Raw genomic sequence first — 15782 nt, forward strand, 5'->3', positions numbered from 1 at the left:
GACCAACCTATGCGAAGGTGTGGCGCATAAGAATGAAGCTTGGGGACGATTTTGACATGATTGCCCATCACCGCATCCTGATCGCCGTCGCATTGGTTGCTGCACCTGCCTGCGCGGCCCTGGCCGCCGGAATCGATCCCGCAGAAGCTGAAGGGATCATTTTCGAGCGCCAGCAGATCATGGAACAGCTTGGCAAGGACAGCGATCTTCTCGGCAAGGTCGTGGCGGGGCTGGAACCTGCAGCCAAGCTGCCGGAAGCGACCCGCGCCATTGCCGATGGCGCGAGGCTGTCGCTGGAAGCCTATCGCCAGCAGGTGCCGGGCGGGCGGACGAAGGCTGAAGCCTGGTCGAACAACGCCGATTTCATGCGTCGGATGGAAGACTTTGCCCGCAATTCGGAAGCCATGGCCGCCGTCGGCGCGCGCGGCGACGTGACCGCGGTCACCGGAATGCTGGTCGATGCCTTGCCCTGCAAGCAGTGCCACGATGTCTATCGGACGCCCAAGGTGAACTGAGCGGATCATGCTGGTCGGGCTTCCGGTTCGGCGTCGGGGTCGGGCGATCGCACCAACCGGGCAAGGTACGGCGTGATGCGCTTCTCTATCGCTTCGACAAGTTCGTAGAAGGCCGGCACCAGCACCAGCGACAGCGCCGTCGAACTGACGATGCCGCCGACCACGGCAATCGCCATAGGCTGCCTGGATTCGGAACCTTCGCCCAATCCCAGCGCGGTCGGCAACATGCCGGCGATCATCGCCACAGAAGTCATGATGATCGGACGGGTGCGTTCGGCGCAGGCGGCGTACAGCGCATCACGCATGGACAACCCTTCGCGTTCCGATTCGATGGCGAATTCGACCAGCAGGATCGAGTTCTTGGCGCACAGCCCCATCAGCATCAGCAGACCGATCAGCACCGGCAGGTCCAGCGGCAGCCCCGCCAGCTTGAGCGCGCCAAAGGCACCGACGAGGCTCAGCGGCAGCGCCCCCATGATGACCACGGGCTTGAAGAAGCTGCGGAACAGCAGGACGAGAACCGAAAATGTCAACGAGATTCCCGCCAGCAAAGCGAGGATGAAGCCGACGAACATCTCGCCGATCATCTGGCTCTGGCCTTCTTGCGCCTCGTGAATGCCCTTGGGCAATTGCTTCATCACCGACAGATCGCGCACTGCGGCGAGAGCGGTGCCGACAGGGACGCCAACGGCAAGGTCCGCTTCCACCGCAACGCGCCGTTCGCGCCCAAAGCGAACGATGCGGCCTGGCCCTGCCTTGAATTCCACGCTTGCCACGCTCGATAGCGGTGTGGTTCGCCCGTCCTTGGTCGGCACGCGCAGGTTGGCGATGGCGTCGAGATCGCGCCGAATCGTTTCGGGCAGGCGTACCCGGATCGGCAAGCGCTGTTCGCCGTCGGAGTACTTGGCGACCGAAGCGTCGATGTCGCCGATGGTGGCTACCCGCAGAACGCTGGCAATGGTGCGCGTATCGACGTTGAGCCGCGCGGCCTCGTCTGGCCGGGGAGTGACGACGAGTTCTGGCCCCGGTGCCGAAGGGCTGGGGCGGGGATCGGAAACGGCGGGTAGTGCCCGCATTTCGCGCAGCATGCGCATCTGGGTGCGTTCCAGAGCGGCGGAATCTGCGCCTGCCAGCACCACCGTCACAGGGGCCTGCCCGAAGTTGCCCTGGTTGTAGAACCGGGCTTCGGGGATCGCCCGCAAGCGGGGCGACAGCCGCGCCTGGAAAGCCTCGGACGTTTCCGACCGGTCATGGCGCAGGACGACTGTCAGCGTACCGGTTCGCAGGTCGCCACCACCGGACAGAATGGCGCCGCTGGTCGATCCTGCTGCGCGAAGACATGCTCCACATCCGGTTCGCGCAGCAGGATCGCCGTGGCCTTGCTCATCGCCGCCTCCATGTCGGCGCGCGTGGCGCCGGGCGCGCCTTCGACCGCGATATAGGCGAAGTTACGATTCTGGATGGGCTGGAAGCCGATTGCCAGGGTGGTGGCAAGCACCAGCGATCCGACGAACAAAAGGGTGCCGATGGCCATGCTCGTCTTTGGCCGATCCAGCGCCCAGGACAGGATCCGTGCATGGTTGGGCATCAGCCCGCCGGCCTTGCTTGCTTCCTTGCGGGCGCTGTGGGGCAGCAGGAAATAGGCGGCGAGCAGCGGTGTCAGCAGGCGGGCGACCACCAGCGAGAACAGCACCGCAACCGCGACCGTCAGACCAAACTCCTTGAAGAATTGTCCTGCTTCTCCGGGCATCATCGAAACGGGGGCAAAGACCGCGACAATCGTGGCGGTGGTGGCGATCACCGCCAGACCGATGGCATCGGCCCCGATCAGTGCCGCCTGATAGGGTGCTTCGCCGCGCTCGATGCGCTTTTCGATGTTCTCGACCTCGACGATGGCGTCGTCCACCAGGATGCCGATCACCAGCGTCAGTGCCAGCATGGTGATACCGTTAAGGCTGAAGCCCATCATGCCCATGAAGATGAAGGTCGGGATCAGCGACAGCGGCATGGCGGTGGCCGCGATCAATGTCGCTCGCCAGTCGCGCAAAAAAAGCCAGACCACGATGATGGCAAGCAGGATTCCTTCAAGTAAAACATGGACAGTCGATCGGAAGCTGCGGGCAGTCTGTTCGGCAGTGCGGGCAATCTGGATGAAGGCCACGCCTGGGTGCTGCGCGGCGATCTCGTCCAGCCCGCGGGCAACCGCCCGGTCTACCGCCACGTCGCTCGCGGCGCTGGTCTTGGAAACCTGGATCGCCACCACCGGGCGACCATCGAGACGGGCAAAGCCGCGCACTTCGCTTTGCCCGTCACCCACCTCGGCGATGTCGGAAAGCCGGACATAGCGGCCCTGTACAGGTATGGTCAGTTCGCGGATCGCGGCCACGGTCTGGGCCGTTCCGATGACGCGGATGGACTGTTCTACCCCGCCAACCCCGGATCGCCCACCTGTTCCGTCGACGTTGAAGGCAGCCAGTGCGGAGTTGACCTGTGCCGCGTTGATATCCAGCGCCGCCATGCGGGCAGGATCGAGGATGACGTTGATCTCCCGCGCTGCGCCGCCAATGCGTGATATCCGGGCGACGCCGGTCTGGGCTTGCAGGACACGGGCCACATCGTTGTCGATGAACCAGGCAAGCTGGCTCGCGGTCATGTCGGGGGCGCTGACCGCATAGGTTGCGATCGGCGTGTTATCGAGGTCGAGCCGTTGCACCGTGGGCGGATCGATGCCGTTGGGCAGTTCCGCCCGCGTGCGTTCCACCGCGGTTCGGACATCGTCGACGGCACGCTGGATCTCGGTTCCTGTTTCGAACTCGACGGTGGTGGACGATGTTCCCGTGGTGATGGTGGAGTTGATGTTCTTGATCCCCGACACACCTGTCAGCGCATTTTCAATGGGCCGGGTGATCTGGTTTTCCATCTCTGCCGGCGCTGCACCGCTTTGCGTCACCGTGACCGTGACGATCGGCAGACTGGCATTGGGAAACATCTTCACCGGCAACCGCATATAAGCGACTGCGCCCGCCACGGTCAGAAGGATGAACAGCATCGCCACCGGGATCGGGTTGCGGATGGCCCAGGCGGATATGCGCAGGTTCATCGCGCCTTTCCGCCTTCGATCGCCACGACATCGCCTTCAAGCGTGAAGGCGCCGCCCTTGACCGCCACCTGCGCGCCCGCGGGCGGGCCTTCGCGCAGCTCGACATAGCCATTCGCATGCTGGCCGGTTCGCACGGTCACGCGCTTGATGCGCCGATCCTTGTCGATAACGCGTACCGATGCCCCATCTGCATCGTACTGCACGGCAGCTTCCGGAACGGCCAGAACGCTTGCCGCACGGGTAAAGCGCGCTTCGGCAAAGCCGCCCTGCCGCAACTCCCTGTCGCGGGGCAGGGCGATGCGAACGCTAACCAGCCCGCTTTGCCCATCCACCCGGGCACCGATCAGCCGGACATTGCCGGTCACGACCTTGCCCGACGGAAGGCGTACGTCCGCCGGATCGCCTATCGACATGCCGGCTGCCGCGGCTTCGGGCAGCTCGGCATAGAGTTCGATGCTGCCATCGCGGGCGATGCGGAACAGATTGGTGCCTGGGCTGGGCGTATCGCCCGGCCGCACACTGCGTTCAAGCACCAGGCCGCCGACCGTAGCTCTGACCTTGAGGCGGGCCAGCCTGGTTTCCGCTTCCTGCAACTGGGCCCGGGTCGCAGCCAGGGCCGCCTGTGTGCTTCGCGCACTGAAGCGCCGGTTGGCGATGGCTTCTCCAGAGAGGACGCCCTCGTTTTCCAGGCCCGCCACGCGCGCGGCCTGATCCCTGGCCTGCTCCGCCGCAACCGATTGCTGGGCCAGTGTGGCGCGAAGCTGTGCGATCTGGGGCAGAAGCAGACTGGGATCCAGCTCGGCCAGAATCTGCCCGGCCGATACTTGTGCGCCTTCCTCTACCAGCACCGAGCGCACCCTGAAGCCCCCGACATCAAGCGCGACAGCGGCTTCCTCGCGCGCCAGAAGGCGTCCGGACGCCCGCAGTGATCCCGCCATTTCGCGCATTTCCACACGGGCGACGGATACGGTTTGGGGCGGCATGGCCTTGCGCTCGCCCTCCGCATTGCCGCCGCATCCGGCCAGCGCCAGCGCCAGGGCAAGTGCAGGAAGGGCCAGGGTGGCAGAACGCATCGTCAATCCTTCGGTCTGGGGGTGGCAAGGTCGATCAGATCGGCATTGGTGCTGGCTTCGGGGCTCCAGCCACCGCCTAGGGCGCGGATCGCGGCAACGCTGTCCGTCAGCAAGGCGGCCCGTCCGGCATCTCGGACATTGCGCGCCTGCAACCAGGTTCGCTGGACCTGCAACAGGGTGGTTAGGTCGGTCAGGCCTGCGCGATACCCCTTGCGGGCACGGTCGAGGGCGCTGGCGGCATTGGTCAACGCATCTTCGAGCTCGGCGGCGCGGCGATGCCCGGAGTGCGCCCGGGCAAGGGTGTTCTCAGCCTCGCCAAAAGCGGTCTGGACGGCTTTTTCGTAACGGATGGCGGCCTGCTCGGCGCGCGCCTCGCTTACCCGCATAGCTGTGAGAAGCCGCGCGCGATCCAGCACCGGGACGGCGAGATTGGCCCCCAGCGACCAGAAACCCGTGCCTATCCCGCCAGCCGATGAACTGGCCGAAACCCCGCCCGCCGGTTGCAGCGAAAGTCGCGGAAACAGGGCCAGCCGATCGACACGCGTGGTTAGGTTGGCCGAAAGCAAAGACTGTGCTGCCGATCGTACGTCGGGCCGGCGTACCAGCAGGATCGATGGTGCGGCATCCGGTAACAACGGAGGTGGGGCAAGGTCCGGTTCGATGGCCAGCGCCTCTGTCGCTCCGGCGGGATCTCCGACAAGGATCAGCAGGCTGCGCTTGGCAATGCCAAGTTCGGTGGCCAGGCGTTCAACCTCGGCCGCGCCGCTTGCGGCATCGCTGTCCAGCCGGGCAAGATCCTGGCCGGATGTCAGGCCCCGTTCGAACCCAAGGCGTGCAGTGCGGGCCAGTTGCCGCGAAATTTCGAGGCTGCCGCGCGCCGTTTCGAGCTGGGCCGCGATGAGGCGCGCCTAGAACAGTGCCGATGCGGTATCGGCTGCTAGGCTCAGCCGACTTGCCGCGAAGTCGAAGGATGCCGCTGCGGCATCGCTGTCGGCCCTGTCGCGCTGGGCGTCCAGTCTTCCGAACAGGTCAATTTCCCAAGATGGCGAAAAGGTGAGCTGCGCGCTGTCGGTCCGGTCCTGCGCGAGCGCCCCGCCCCACAGGTTTGCGCCGTCCTGCCGCGTGCCGCTGGCGCTTACCGAACCTGACGGCAGGGTGGCCGCGCGGCTTTGGGAACGCAGGGCGCGCGCCTCACGGATCCGTGCCTGGGCCAGCCGGATGGTTGTGCTGCGGGTGAGCGCCTGCTCTACCAGCGAGGTCAGCTGGGGATCAGCAAAGTCGCTCCACCATGCCGCACCCGGTAGCGCCGCGGCGACCGGTCCGGCCGTGGCTCGCGCTTCGAACTTCGGCGGCAGGGAAGGTACGTCAACGGCAGGCCGGACCGCGGGCGCGCAACCCGCCATCGCCAGGGCCACGCAGACTATCATGCCAAGACCGTATTGCTGTTTGTCGCTAGTCACGAGTGCCGTCGCTTGTGGTTGGATGGCGGCATTCTATCGCTTGCAATTAAAGATACAATAGTGTTTCTTATATCGCATTGAGCTTGGACAGGCAGCGGCTATTGGGTGCTTACCGCGCCAATTTCGAGAAAGGTCCATGGCAGGCAAGCGATCCAGCACTGATATGGCCGCTCCGACGCGCAGTCAGGGGCGGCCCAGCCTTGCCGAGGCGGAGGCGATAGACCGAAATCTGCGCAATGCGGCGATGGCGGCTCTGCTCGAGCAGGGCGATGGCGCGACGATGAACGGCATCGCACAGCGCGCCGGCATTTCCCGCAAGGCGCTTTATGCACGGTATTCAAGCCGCAGCGACCTGTTCGCCGATGCCATTCGCGAAATGCTGGCTGAAGTGGAACCGTTGCCCGTGGCAAGGGAAGGGACGGTGAGGGAGCGATTATCGACCTTCATTGTCGATGCGCTTCAATTGCTGGCGCAACCTCGGGCCCGCGCGGTCCAGCGGTTGATCGCGCTCAATCCGTTCTACCTTGGCAGTCTGCACAACGAGATGCAGGAAGCCACGGCAAAGATGTTCTTCGATCCGCTACTGGGTCTGGTCGCGGAAGTCATCGCGGAAGGTCTTACAACCCATCGCGATGCTCGGGCCGTGGCGACTGTTGTCCTGCGCATGATCTTCTCGCAAGGGCTATTCGAGAGCGGGGAAGACAAGGAAGAAGCAAACGGCAACCCCGCCATGGCTGGCAGCCATGCCAAGCTTGTCCTCGAGATCATCGTGGGGGGCTTGCTGGGCAGCTAACCCGGCCTGAACCGAATCTCCACATCGTCTATAGGGACATGCCGACCAGCCGCTCCGACTCCGTCCAGAGCCGGGCCGAGGTTTCATCGTCCTGCGCGGTTCTTGCGAAGGTGCATTCGCCGGGCAGTCCCTTCATCTCCATGAACCCGGTCGGGCCGTAAAGCTTGCCGCCGCTGGCAGCGGGCGAAGCCGCTGCAAAGACGATAGGCTGCGAGCCCTGTTGCGCCGAATGGCCCAGAAGTGGCGCTAAGACCCTGGTGCTGAACAGCGTTGTAAAGCTGCGCGCACCCTGTTCCGCCGCAAACAGGTTGGTCGTTGCAAAGCCGGGATGGGCGGCCATGCTTTGCAACGACCACTCACTTGCTTCCGCGCGGCGCTGCAATTCGCGTGCAAAGAGCGCAACCGCGAGTTTGGATTGGCAATAGGCAATCCCTGCCTTGTAATTGCGTTCGTTCTGGAGGTCGGCGAAATCGAGCTGGCCGAACTTATGCGCAATGCTTGTGACATGAACCACGCGTGCCGCCGCCGATTTGCGCAGGAGCGGAAGCAGGCCAAGGGTCAAGGCGAAGTGACCCAGGTGGTTGGTGCCGAACTGGGCTTCGAAACCATCGACCGTCAATCGCCGCTGCGGCGGCGACATGATTCCCGCATTGTTGATCAGGACGTCAAGCGGTTCACCATCGTCCAGCTGCCGCTGAACCATTGCCCGGATCGATGCGAGGCTGGCAAGATCGACCAGTTCGAAGTCGGCGTGTGCCGATGGCGCATGGGACACGATCTCGTTCAGGGCAGCTTCGCCCTTTGCCTGATCGCGGCCTGCAATGATGATCGTTGCCCCAAGCTCTGCCAGGGTCTTGGCGGCTTCCAGGCCGAGGCCCCCGGTTCCTGTGACCATGACCCGGCGGTGTTCCTGACGTTCGAATGGACTTTCCATGAAGTTCACCGTCCCTTTTGTCGCTTGGGCAACCAAATTGCCCTTCCGAGGCTTGACCGTTTTACATTATTCTGTGTAACGTAAAATGCAACCGGGGATTGATTAGGATTCTCTGGATAACGGGAAAGGTGCTGCAATGGGCGAAAACGTCGCAGAGCTGCTTGCTCACATGCCGAACCGGACCGGGTTCGACCTGGCATTCGAGGATATCCGGGCGCTGCAGCTTGCCGCCTTGTCCGAACGTTTCGCCGAAGGGGTGGAGCGGATCAAGCTTGTCCGCCAGCGGGCAGAAGATGCCGGGATCACCGAGATACGAAGCCTGGGCGATATCGTCCCGCTGCTGCTGCCGCACACCGCCTACAAGAGCTATCCGGAAAGCTTTCTCACCGGCAAGCGTTGGGACCGGCTGACCCGCTGGCTGGCAACGGTTTCGTCCATGTCGACCGACGGGATCGATCTTGATGGCGTGGAAGACGTCGATGGCTGGATCGCCGCTTGCGAAAAGGCAGGTCTCTTCGTGTCCTGCACCAGCGGGACTACCGGCAAGCCGGCCATGTTGCCGGCCTCAGGGACGGATCTTGCGTTCGCGGCGCGGGAAGGTGTCGAGGCGGTCCAGTGGGCTTCGGCAATCCGCGCCGGCGACAACCGGACAATCGCCGGCTTCGGTGCGACCGCCCAGACTTCGCGCAATGCGGCAAATGGCGGGGCGCTGGTCCAGGCTTTCGTCGACTTTGCCAAAATGCCTCCAAGCGGCGAAGGCCCCGCGATAACCATTGGCTCGATCACGCGGATGATCGCTCTGCGCAAGGCGATATCCGAAGGGACCGCGATGCCTGATGACATCGCCGAGTTCGAGCGCGAAAGCGCGGTTCGGCAGGCGGCACTTGATGCCGGGCTGGACGGCGCGGTCGATCACGTCATCGCCCACCGTGCTGACCGGCTGATGCTTATGACGATGTGGGGGCCGCTTTACCAGTTGGCTGAAAAGGTGCGGGAACGGGGCTTTTCCGCCAAGGATTTCCATCCCGAGAACGGAGTCTTCCTGGGCGGTGGCCTCAAGGGAGCCAAGCTGCCGGAAAACTACAAGGAATACATTTTCGAAACCTTCAACCTGTCGCCTGCGTACATCTATCAGATGTACGGCATGCAGGAAGCACAGACGTCTATGGCGCGCTGTTCGAACGGTCGCTATCACATACCGGCCTGGATGGTCTGCCTGCCGCTCGACAAGGACGGGTCGAACCTGCTCGACTTCAGCCAGGGAGAAGTGACGGGCCGTGCCGCGTTCTTCGACCTGTCGCTCGAAGGCCGCTGGGGCGGCGTCATCTCTGGCGATCGCATAGATGTGGATTTCAGGCCCTGCGCCTGCGGATCGCCCTCGCCCTCGATAGCCGACAACATCGCCCGTTATGCCGATCTTGAAGGCGACGACAAGATTGCCTGTTCAGGCACAGTCGATGCCTATGTGCGGGGGGTCGCGTGATGTCGGGCTCTACGGGCAGCGCGCCATTCTTCATTCAGGGCAGGCTGGTGGAAGGAGGGGACGAGGTCCACACCTCGCGCGATCTCGGCGTGTCCTTCGCCACACCGAAGCTGGACCTGAATGCCTTGGTCCAGCCTCGCACCGAATTGCCACCGATGCTGAATACGTCGCTTGCCGAGATCATCGACTTCCTGGGCGAAGCAGGCGCGCGACTTGCCGACCCGGGCAATCCGCACATCGAGGCCTGCGTCGAGCATCTCGCCAAGGTCAGCCTGCAACCGCGCGTGGCCGTTGAGCACATGATCCGCGATGCGGCCAGTTACCTTGATCCGCGCTCGCTGCGCGAGCTGGTGGAACAGAACATACCGGACCCCGCGGCGCTGGATGGCTGGGTTCCCCATACCGACCACAAGGGGCGGCGCAGCTTCATTCGTGCCTATCCGTCGCGGTTGATCCACGTCCTTCCCGGCAATGCGCCGGGGCAAGGCATCCGTTCGATCGCGCAGGCAGCACTCGTCAAGTCGGTCAACGTCTTCAAGATGGCATCGGCTGATCCATTCTCGACCGTGGCCTTCCTGCGCACCATGGCCGAGATCGATCCCGACCACCCGGTCGTGCGATCGATGTCGGCGGTCTACTGGCGCGGCGGCGAGGATCGGGTCGAGCGGGTCCTCTATCGCCCGCAGTATTTCGACAAACTGGTCGCGTGGGGTGGGGGTGACGCCATTTCCAGCGTGATGAAGTATATCGGGCCTGGCTTCCAACTTGTTTCCTTCGACCCCAAGACCTCGATCTCGATGGTCGGCAAGGAAGCCTTTGAATCGGAAGAAACGATGATCCGCGCGGCCAGGCTCAATGCCAGCGATGTCGCCATGGCGAACCAGGAAGCCTGCGTGTGCAGCCGCTTCACTTTCATCGAGGCGACTACCGAACAGGCCGATCGCTATTGCCAGGTTCTGGCAGAGCATATCCGCATGGACCACATGGGCGAGGGGACGCCAAGGCCGCTCGAAGCAGATCTGCGTGAACAGATCGAAACGCTGCGCATGATGGACGAGGACTACGCCGTGTTCGGCGCGCTTGACGGACGCGGTGTCGCCATCCGATCCGACGAGCCGGTCGATTTCCATCCCTTGCGCAAGACAGCGAACGTGGTCTGCGTGCCGTCGCTGGAACGGGCGGTGAAATACGTCAACGTGGCGACACAGACAGTCGGCGTCTTTCCGTTCCATCGCATGGCCGATCTGCGCGATCAGCTGGCAAGCGGCGGTGCCCAGCGCGTGGTGCGACTTGGCGAAGCCGGTCCCAGCGCCATTGGCAATCCGCACGATGCAATGTATCCGCTCCACCGTTTCGTCCACTGGATCGCGAACGAGGACGGCTGTGAAGGCGACGACTGACGATCAGTCGAGCTTGACCTCACGGGGTTCGAGTGTGGGCTGGACGATCAACTGTTCGAGGAAGGTGATGACATTGCGGGTCGGGTAGTCCTCGGCCTGTTGCAGCCACCACGCCAGAATCTCGAAGATGCCGGATGCGACGAAATTCGATGCCAACGAAACAGGCAACCAGGGGTTAGCCCGTTTCGAACTGTTCGCAATGTCCACCGAAGCCTTGACGAACTCTTCCCTCATCCGTCCCGCCGCCCCTCTTGTAAGCAGAATTCGCCACAAGGCGCGGTGCGCCGTAACATAGGCGCACAACTGCTCCAGACCGCTTTTCGGCCCTTCCCCGCTCAGGGCAGGATAGGTGATTTCGAACAGCTTGCGGACTTCGTCCTCGGCGATGTCGGTCAGGACTTGTTCCTTCGCATCATAGCGACGGTAAAATACGGGATAACTGACCCCTGCCTGATTGGTGATGTCGCGGATCGATATCTCCTCGAACGGGTGCTTCTCGATCAAGGTCAGCAAGGCTTCGCGCAATGCCGCGCGAGAGCGGACCGCACGCGCATCGTTCGGGCGCGAAAGGCGCGTGGTTCGCCTGTTTGAAGCGGCGGATTTGACAGGCTGCGCGGTCATGATTTTTCCGATTTCCACTTTCGCAGCGCAATCGGCAATAGCCGTCAAGCCGATGCTTCGGTCTTTCCCCAAATCATGCCCCGCGTCCAGTGCGAGGCTCGCCTTAATGGCCACATTTGCATGAATTTGGATGGTCCGATCCACTATGGACGCGTCATTCCTTCTATGCGACATTGAGTCGCATAGAAGGAGGCCTTCGGGCTTGCCCGAAAGCAGAGAGGGAGAGCATAGCCATGGCGCAGGTCAAAGTTCTTGATCCAACCGCATCCCGCCAGGACGACAATGCGAGCCGGGGTCCTGATGCAGGCGTGATCGCGGGCAAGCGTATTGGATTCAGGCTGGACCAGATCTGGCGCTGCTGGGACTGGATCAGTGAAGTCTGGGCCGCGAAACTGGAGGCGGCTGGTGCGCAGGTTTCCTATTGGCGCTCTACCAACAGGTCGGGACTTGAAGGCGAAGAGCAGGCTCAATCGCTGGACGCCTGGCTTCAGACGATCGATATCGCCATCCTGGGGCTGGCCAATTGCGGTTCCTGCACTGGCTGGACCGTGCGCGATTCCGTGGCGGCGGCTAACAGCGGCATTCCTACCGTTGCGGTTGCTACGGCGAATTTCGAGGAATTTGCGCACGTGCTGGCGAAGCGGGGCGGCCGCTCGGGATTGCGCGTATATGTCTTGCCCTATCCGCTCAACGAATTGTCGCGCGAAGAAGTGCACCCCGTGGCCGAGGCCTATTTCGAAGGGCTGCTCAGCCTTATGGGCGCCAGCCTCACGCGTGAGGAACAGGCGGCATGAGCATCCATGTCATCAAGCCTTCCAGCCGAAAGAACAATGCCGCCAAGGCACTTGTCAGCCGGGACTGCGGGCCGACCGGGTGCGAAGTTGACTGGCTGACCAGCATCAGGGTGGAGGCGGAAGACGACATAACCGCCTTCACGGACTTTTCGTTGGAAAAAGGCTGGGGAGATGGGCTTCCGCTGGTGCCGCCGACCGAATCGCGGGTGCGCACGTTCCTGTCCGGGAACGATCGCTATCCGGATGAAATCATCGCGCGAATGCCCGACAGCAGCGAGTGCACGGTTGAAAAGATCGTTATCAATGCCGTCATGGCGGGTGCTCCGGTAGAGTCGCTCGAACTGATAATCGCCGCAATCGAAGCCATCGCGGAACCGGACTTCGAGCTCTATGGTGTCAATGCCACGACTGCCCCGGTTTTTCCGGCCTTTGTCGTGAACGGGCCGGTGCGCGATGCGCTCAACATCCCATACTCCTATGGTTGCGCAGGCGGCGTAGCCACCAAGGCAAACGCCATTGGCCGCGCGATCCGCCTTATCATGCGCAATGTCGCGGGGCAGGTTGCGGGCACCACCTCGCAAACCACTTTCGGTTCGCCGGGCCGCCTTGCATCCATTCTCATGGGGGAATGGGAAGAGAAGTCGCCGTGGGCGCCGCTGGCTGAACGCCGTGCGGGCGTGGAAGGCAATGCCGTGACGGCCTTTTCGACGATGGGTACGATGAATGTCCTCGATACGACATCGACGGGCGCGGATGCGTTCCTCGAAATGATCGGGAAGTCGGTCGCTTATCCGGGCGCCAACTGCTTCTCGCCGTCGATGGAATATTCGGAGATGACCATCGGCATCAACCCGATCTGCGCAGCTATCATCGCCAAGGGATTGCGCAGCATCGAGGATGTGCAGGAAGTCATCTGGAAATATGCCAGCCTGCCCGCCGATTTCCTGCAAGCCTATCACCGTGAACAGGTAGAGGCTCAGGGGCGCATCCGCGAAGATGGTCGCATTTATGCGACGCCGGAACCGAAGGATATTGTCCTGTTCGTTTGTGGCGGCCTTGGCGGACTGCATGCGCTTGGCCTGCATAGCTTCGGCAGCTCCCTGTCTCAGACCAGGCCCATCGCACGGGCCGTTCCAGCCGCGATCGCTGCGGAATGATCGTATTTCCGGGACGCTGAAACGTGCTCATCGCACTCGAAGACCGTAGTCTCCATTACGACCTCATGGGGCCGCCCGATGGCCCCGTGGTCTGCCTGGCGCACGCCCTTTCCGCCGACACCGGAATCTGGGCCGAGCAGGTGCCCGTCCTTCTGGCGAACGGCTGGCGGGTGCTACGCATCGACATGCGGGGCCATGGGGGAAGCATGGCGGGCAAGGCCACGCTTCCCGGTGGCGGCTATACCATGGAAGAACTGGCCGGGGACGTCGTGCGCGTGCTGGACATTCTGGGCACCGATCGCGTCCATTTTGTCGGCCTGTCGATTGGCGGCATGATCGGCCAGATCCTTGGCCTGGATCATGCCGACAGGCTGGCTTCGCTGATGCTGTGCGATACCTCGCCCCAAAACATTCCCGGCGGGAAACAGGTCTGGGACCAGCGTTTCGCCGACATCGCGGCTGCCGGATCGCTCGAACCCCTGGCGGACGCGACGATGGACCGCTGGCTTACCGATCGGTTTCATGGTGCCAATCCGCGCCGTTGGACCGAAATCCGCGCGACCGTCGCGAACACATCGCCGGATGGCTATGTCGGAGGTGGCCTTGCCATTCTGCATTTCGATGTGCGGGACCGCCTTCCGAGGATAGCCGTTCCAACCATGGTCGTATGGGGGGACGAAGACACAGGCACGCCGCCTGAAGGCAACCAGCTGATCGCCGACCTTGTTCCGGGAGCGCGCTCGCACGTATTTACCGGCGCGCGCCATGTTCCCATGGTGGAATATCCGCAGGCCTTTGCGCAGGTCATGTTGCAATGGCTGGATCTGAACAACCAGGCAGGGCTGCATTCACCCGCCGGGATTGCCGGCCCCGGCTGAACTTGGCTTCCTCAATTCGCAGATAGGCTCTCGGGACGTTGTTCCCCGGGGTGCCGACCACGATTTCCCGAAAACTTCCTTACAGGACAGAATCATGACTGCTCTTATCGAAAAAGACTTCTTTACGGATCCCGATATCCTGCTCGATCCCTATGCCTATTTTGAAGAAGTGCGAAAGCTTGGCCCGATCGCGCAACCGCCCGGCAAGGACTATCTCGTTGTCACAGGCTTTTCCGAAGCCCTGGAGATTTTCCGCAACGCGGCCGACTTTTCCTCATCAATCGCGCTGCAGAGCGCAAGCGTTCCACTGACATTCGAGCCCCAGGGCCCCGACATCAGCGAGCAGCTTGAGGAACATCGATCGGACATCCTTGGTCACAATCTGGTCGTGAACATGGATGACCATCCGCACACGAACATGCGCGCGCTGATCAACAGGCTGTTCGTGCCGTCGCGGCTCAAGGCGAACGAGCTGTTCATTAGGCAATATTCGGAGGAACTGGTCCGCGAGGCTATTGATAAGGGCGGGTGCGAACTGATCTCGGAAATCGCGACCCCGTTCGTCACCCTGGTAATCGCCGATCTTCTTGGCGTTCCTGCGGAGGATCGGCAGTTCTTTATGAACGTCATCAAGAACTCAGCGGTTCCGGGCAGCCTCGACAGCAGCGAAAACACCCACGACAGGCCCGACCACCCCTTCGTTCTGATGGGCGGCTATTTCTACAAATACATTCAGGACCGGATCGAGAATCCGCGTGACGACATCCTCAGTGAACTGGCGCAATCGAGTTATCCCGATGGCAGCAAGCCGCAGTTGCAGGACCTCATCGACCTTGCAGTGTTCATGTTCGGTGCGGGTCAGGATACCAGTGCCAAGCTGATCGGCAATGCGATGCGCTACCTTGTTGATGAGCCAGGTCTTCAGGACCAGTTGCGCGCCGATCCCACGCTTATTGCTCCAATGCTCGAAGAAGTGCTCCGGCTCGAAGGTTCCTCCAAGATGACCGCGCGGCTTGCGCGCCGGGACACGGAGGTCGGCGGAGTGAAGATCAAGGCCGGCACGCGCATCGCTGTCGCGCTTGCTTCGATCAGCCGCGATGAACGACGCTGGCCAGAGCCGCACAAGTTCATGTTGAACCGGCCGGGCATCAAGGAGCACCTCTCCTTCGGACGTGGTGCACACACCTGCGCCGGTGCGCCGCTGGCGAGGGTGGAGGTGAGGGTTCTGTTCGAGAAATTCCTTGAACACACCTCGCGCATCACGCTTGACCCTGCAAGGCACGGCACGACCAGCGATCGCAAGCTGGAATTCGAGCCCAGCTTTATCGTGCGCGGCCTGTCCGAACTGCACGTGAAGCTGGAAGCGAAGCCATGATCATCTGAATGGCGGCTGCCATTCGTATCCGTCAATTCGCGCGAAGGCTTTCGGAGCAATGAAATGAATAACTGTCCCCCGTCAGCACCAATGGCACAGATTTGAGGTTGTGAATTAAGGAGGGTTGGGGCTTCGTCGCAGTGACGAAGGAACGAAGATGAAGCCCCAACCCTCCATGAAAAAATCGCCCGCCAAGGCC

15 protein-coding genes are annotated in these 15782 nt (G+C 62.5%); 8 read left to right on the forward strand and 7 right to left on the reverse strand.

The window, feature by feature from the left end:
• Positions 1-56: 56 nt before the first annotated feature.
• The gene (locus H7F49_RS15300) at positions 57-515 is read left to right on the forward strand and encodes a cytochrome c (protein WP_185684449.1); all 459 of its coding nucleotides are present in this window, start codon (positions 57-59) and stop codon (positions 513-515) included.
• 5 nt (positions 516-520) lie between these two features.
• Here the strand turns inward: H7F49_RS15300 and H7F49_RS19610 are convergent, their stop codons facing one another.
• The 5 genes from H7F49_RS19610 to H7F49_RS15320 form a co-directional block, all read right to left on the reverse strand.
• Positions 521-1717: an efflux RND transporter permease subunit gene (locus H7F49_RS19610; protein WP_235982226.1), complete on the reverse strand. Its 1197-nt coding sequence runs from the start codon at positions 1715-1717 to the stop codon at positions 521-523.
• A 65-nt stretch (positions 1718-1782) separates the two neighbouring features.
• Positions 1783-3615 (reverse strand): efflux RND transporter permease subunit, encoded by a 1833-nt coding sequence (locus H7F49_RS19615; protein ID WP_235982227.1) that lies wholly within the window; start codon positions 3613-3615, stop codon positions 1783-1785.
• Positions 3612-4688 (reverse strand): efflux RND transporter periplasmic adaptor subunit, encoded by a 1077-nt coding sequence (locus H7F49_RS15310; RefSeq protein ID WP_185684450.1) that lies wholly within the window; start codon positions 4686-4688, stop codon positions 3612-3614. The genes H7F49_RS19615 and H7F49_RS15310 overlap by 4 nt, the downstream gene beginning before the upstream one ends.
• A gap of 2 nt (positions 4689-4690) precedes the next feature.
• The gene (locus tag H7F49_RS15315; protein WP_185684451.1) at positions 4691-5323 is read right to left on the reverse strand and encodes a TolC family protein; all 633 of its coding nucleotides are present in this window, start codon (positions 5321-5323) and stop codon (positions 4691-4693) included.
• A gap of 273 nt (positions 5324-5596) precedes the next feature.
• Positions 5597-6148 carry a TolC family protein gene (locus H7F49_RS15320; protein ID WP_185684452.1) on the reverse strand — a complete coding sequence of 184 codons (552 nt, stop codon included), beginning with the start codon at positions 6146-6148 and terminating at the stop codon, positions 5597-5599.
• 136 nt (positions 6149-6284) lie between these two features.
• Between H7F49_RS15320 and H7F49_RS15325 the strand changes: the two genes are divergently transcribed.
• Positions 6285-6941, forward strand: a complete 657-nt coding sequence (locus tag H7F49_RS15325) for a TetR/AcrR family transcriptional regulator (protein ID WP_185684453.1) — start codon at positions 6285-6287, stop codon at positions 6939-6941.
• 28 nt (positions 6942-6969) lie between these two features.
• Here the strand turns inward: H7F49_RS15325 and H7F49_RS15330 are convergent, their stop codons facing one another.
• Complete coding sequence (locus tag H7F49_RS15330; protein WP_185684454.1) at positions 6970-7875, reverse strand: SDR family oxidoreductase; 906 nt, start codon at positions 7873-7875, stop codon at positions 6970-6972.
• Positions 7876-8131: 256 nt separating this feature from the next.
• Here H7F49_RS15330 and H7F49_RS15335 point away from each other — a divergent pair, with 256 nt between their 5' ends.
• Both H7F49_RS15335 and H7F49_RS15340 read left to right on the forward strand, forming a co-directional pair.
• The gene (locus tag H7F49_RS15335) at positions 8132-9358 is read left to right on the forward strand and encodes a hypothetical protein (RefSeq protein WP_328806789.1); all 1227 of its coding nucleotides are present in this window, start codon (positions 8132-8134) and stop codon (positions 9356-9358) included.
• Between the two features lie 89 nt (positions 9359-9447).
• A complete protein-coding gene (locus H7F49_RS15340; RefSeq protein WP_328806790.1) occupies positions 9448-10758 on the forward strand; it encodes an acyl-CoA reductase in 1311 nt (436 codons plus the stop codon).
• Between the two features lie 3 nt (positions 10759-10761).
• Here the strand turns inward: H7F49_RS15340 and H7F49_RS15345 are convergent, their stop codons facing one another.
• Positions 10762-11523, reverse strand: coding sequence for a TetR/AcrR family transcriptional regulator (locus H7F49_RS15345; RefSeq protein WP_185684457.1), 762 nt, complete (start codon positions 11521-11523; stop codon positions 10762-10764).
• Positions 11524-11612: 89 nt separating this feature from the next.
• Here H7F49_RS15345 and H7F49_RS15350 point away from each other — a divergent pair, with 89 nt between their 5' ends.
• The 4 genes from H7F49_RS15350 (at position 11613) to H7F49_RS15365 (ending at position 15583) form a co-directional block, all read left to right on the forward strand.
• Positions 11613-12173: a UGSC family (seleno)protein gene (locus tag H7F49_RS15350; protein WP_185684458.1), complete on the forward strand. Its 561-nt coding sequence runs from the start codon at positions 11613-11615 to the stop codon at positions 12171-12173.
• A complete protein-coding gene (locus H7F49_RS15355; protein WP_185684459.1) occupies positions 12170-13330 on the forward strand; it encodes a hypothetical protein in 1161 nt (386 codons plus the stop codon). Before H7F49_RS15350 ends, H7F49_RS15355 begins: the two co-directional genes overlap by 4 nt.
• 23 nt (positions 13331-13353) lie before the next feature.
• A complete protein-coding gene (locus tag H7F49_RS15360; RefSeq protein ID WP_185684460.1) occupies positions 13354-14208 on the forward strand; it encodes an alpha/beta fold hydrolase in 855 nt (284 codons plus the stop codon).
• A gap of 94 nt (positions 14209-14302) precedes the next feature.
• Entirely contained in the window at positions 14303-15583 is a 1281-nt protein-coding gene (locus tag H7F49_RS15365) for a cytochrome P450 (RefSeq protein WP_185684461.1), read from the forward strand.
• Positions 15584-15782: the final 199 nt, after the last annotated feature.

Origin of the sequence: Novosphingobium aerophilum (assembly GCF_014230305.1) — a bacterium.
Classification (GTDB): Bacteria; Pseudomonadota; Alphaproteobacteria; order Sphingomonadales; family Sphingomonadaceae; genus Novosphingobium; species Novosphingobium aerophilum.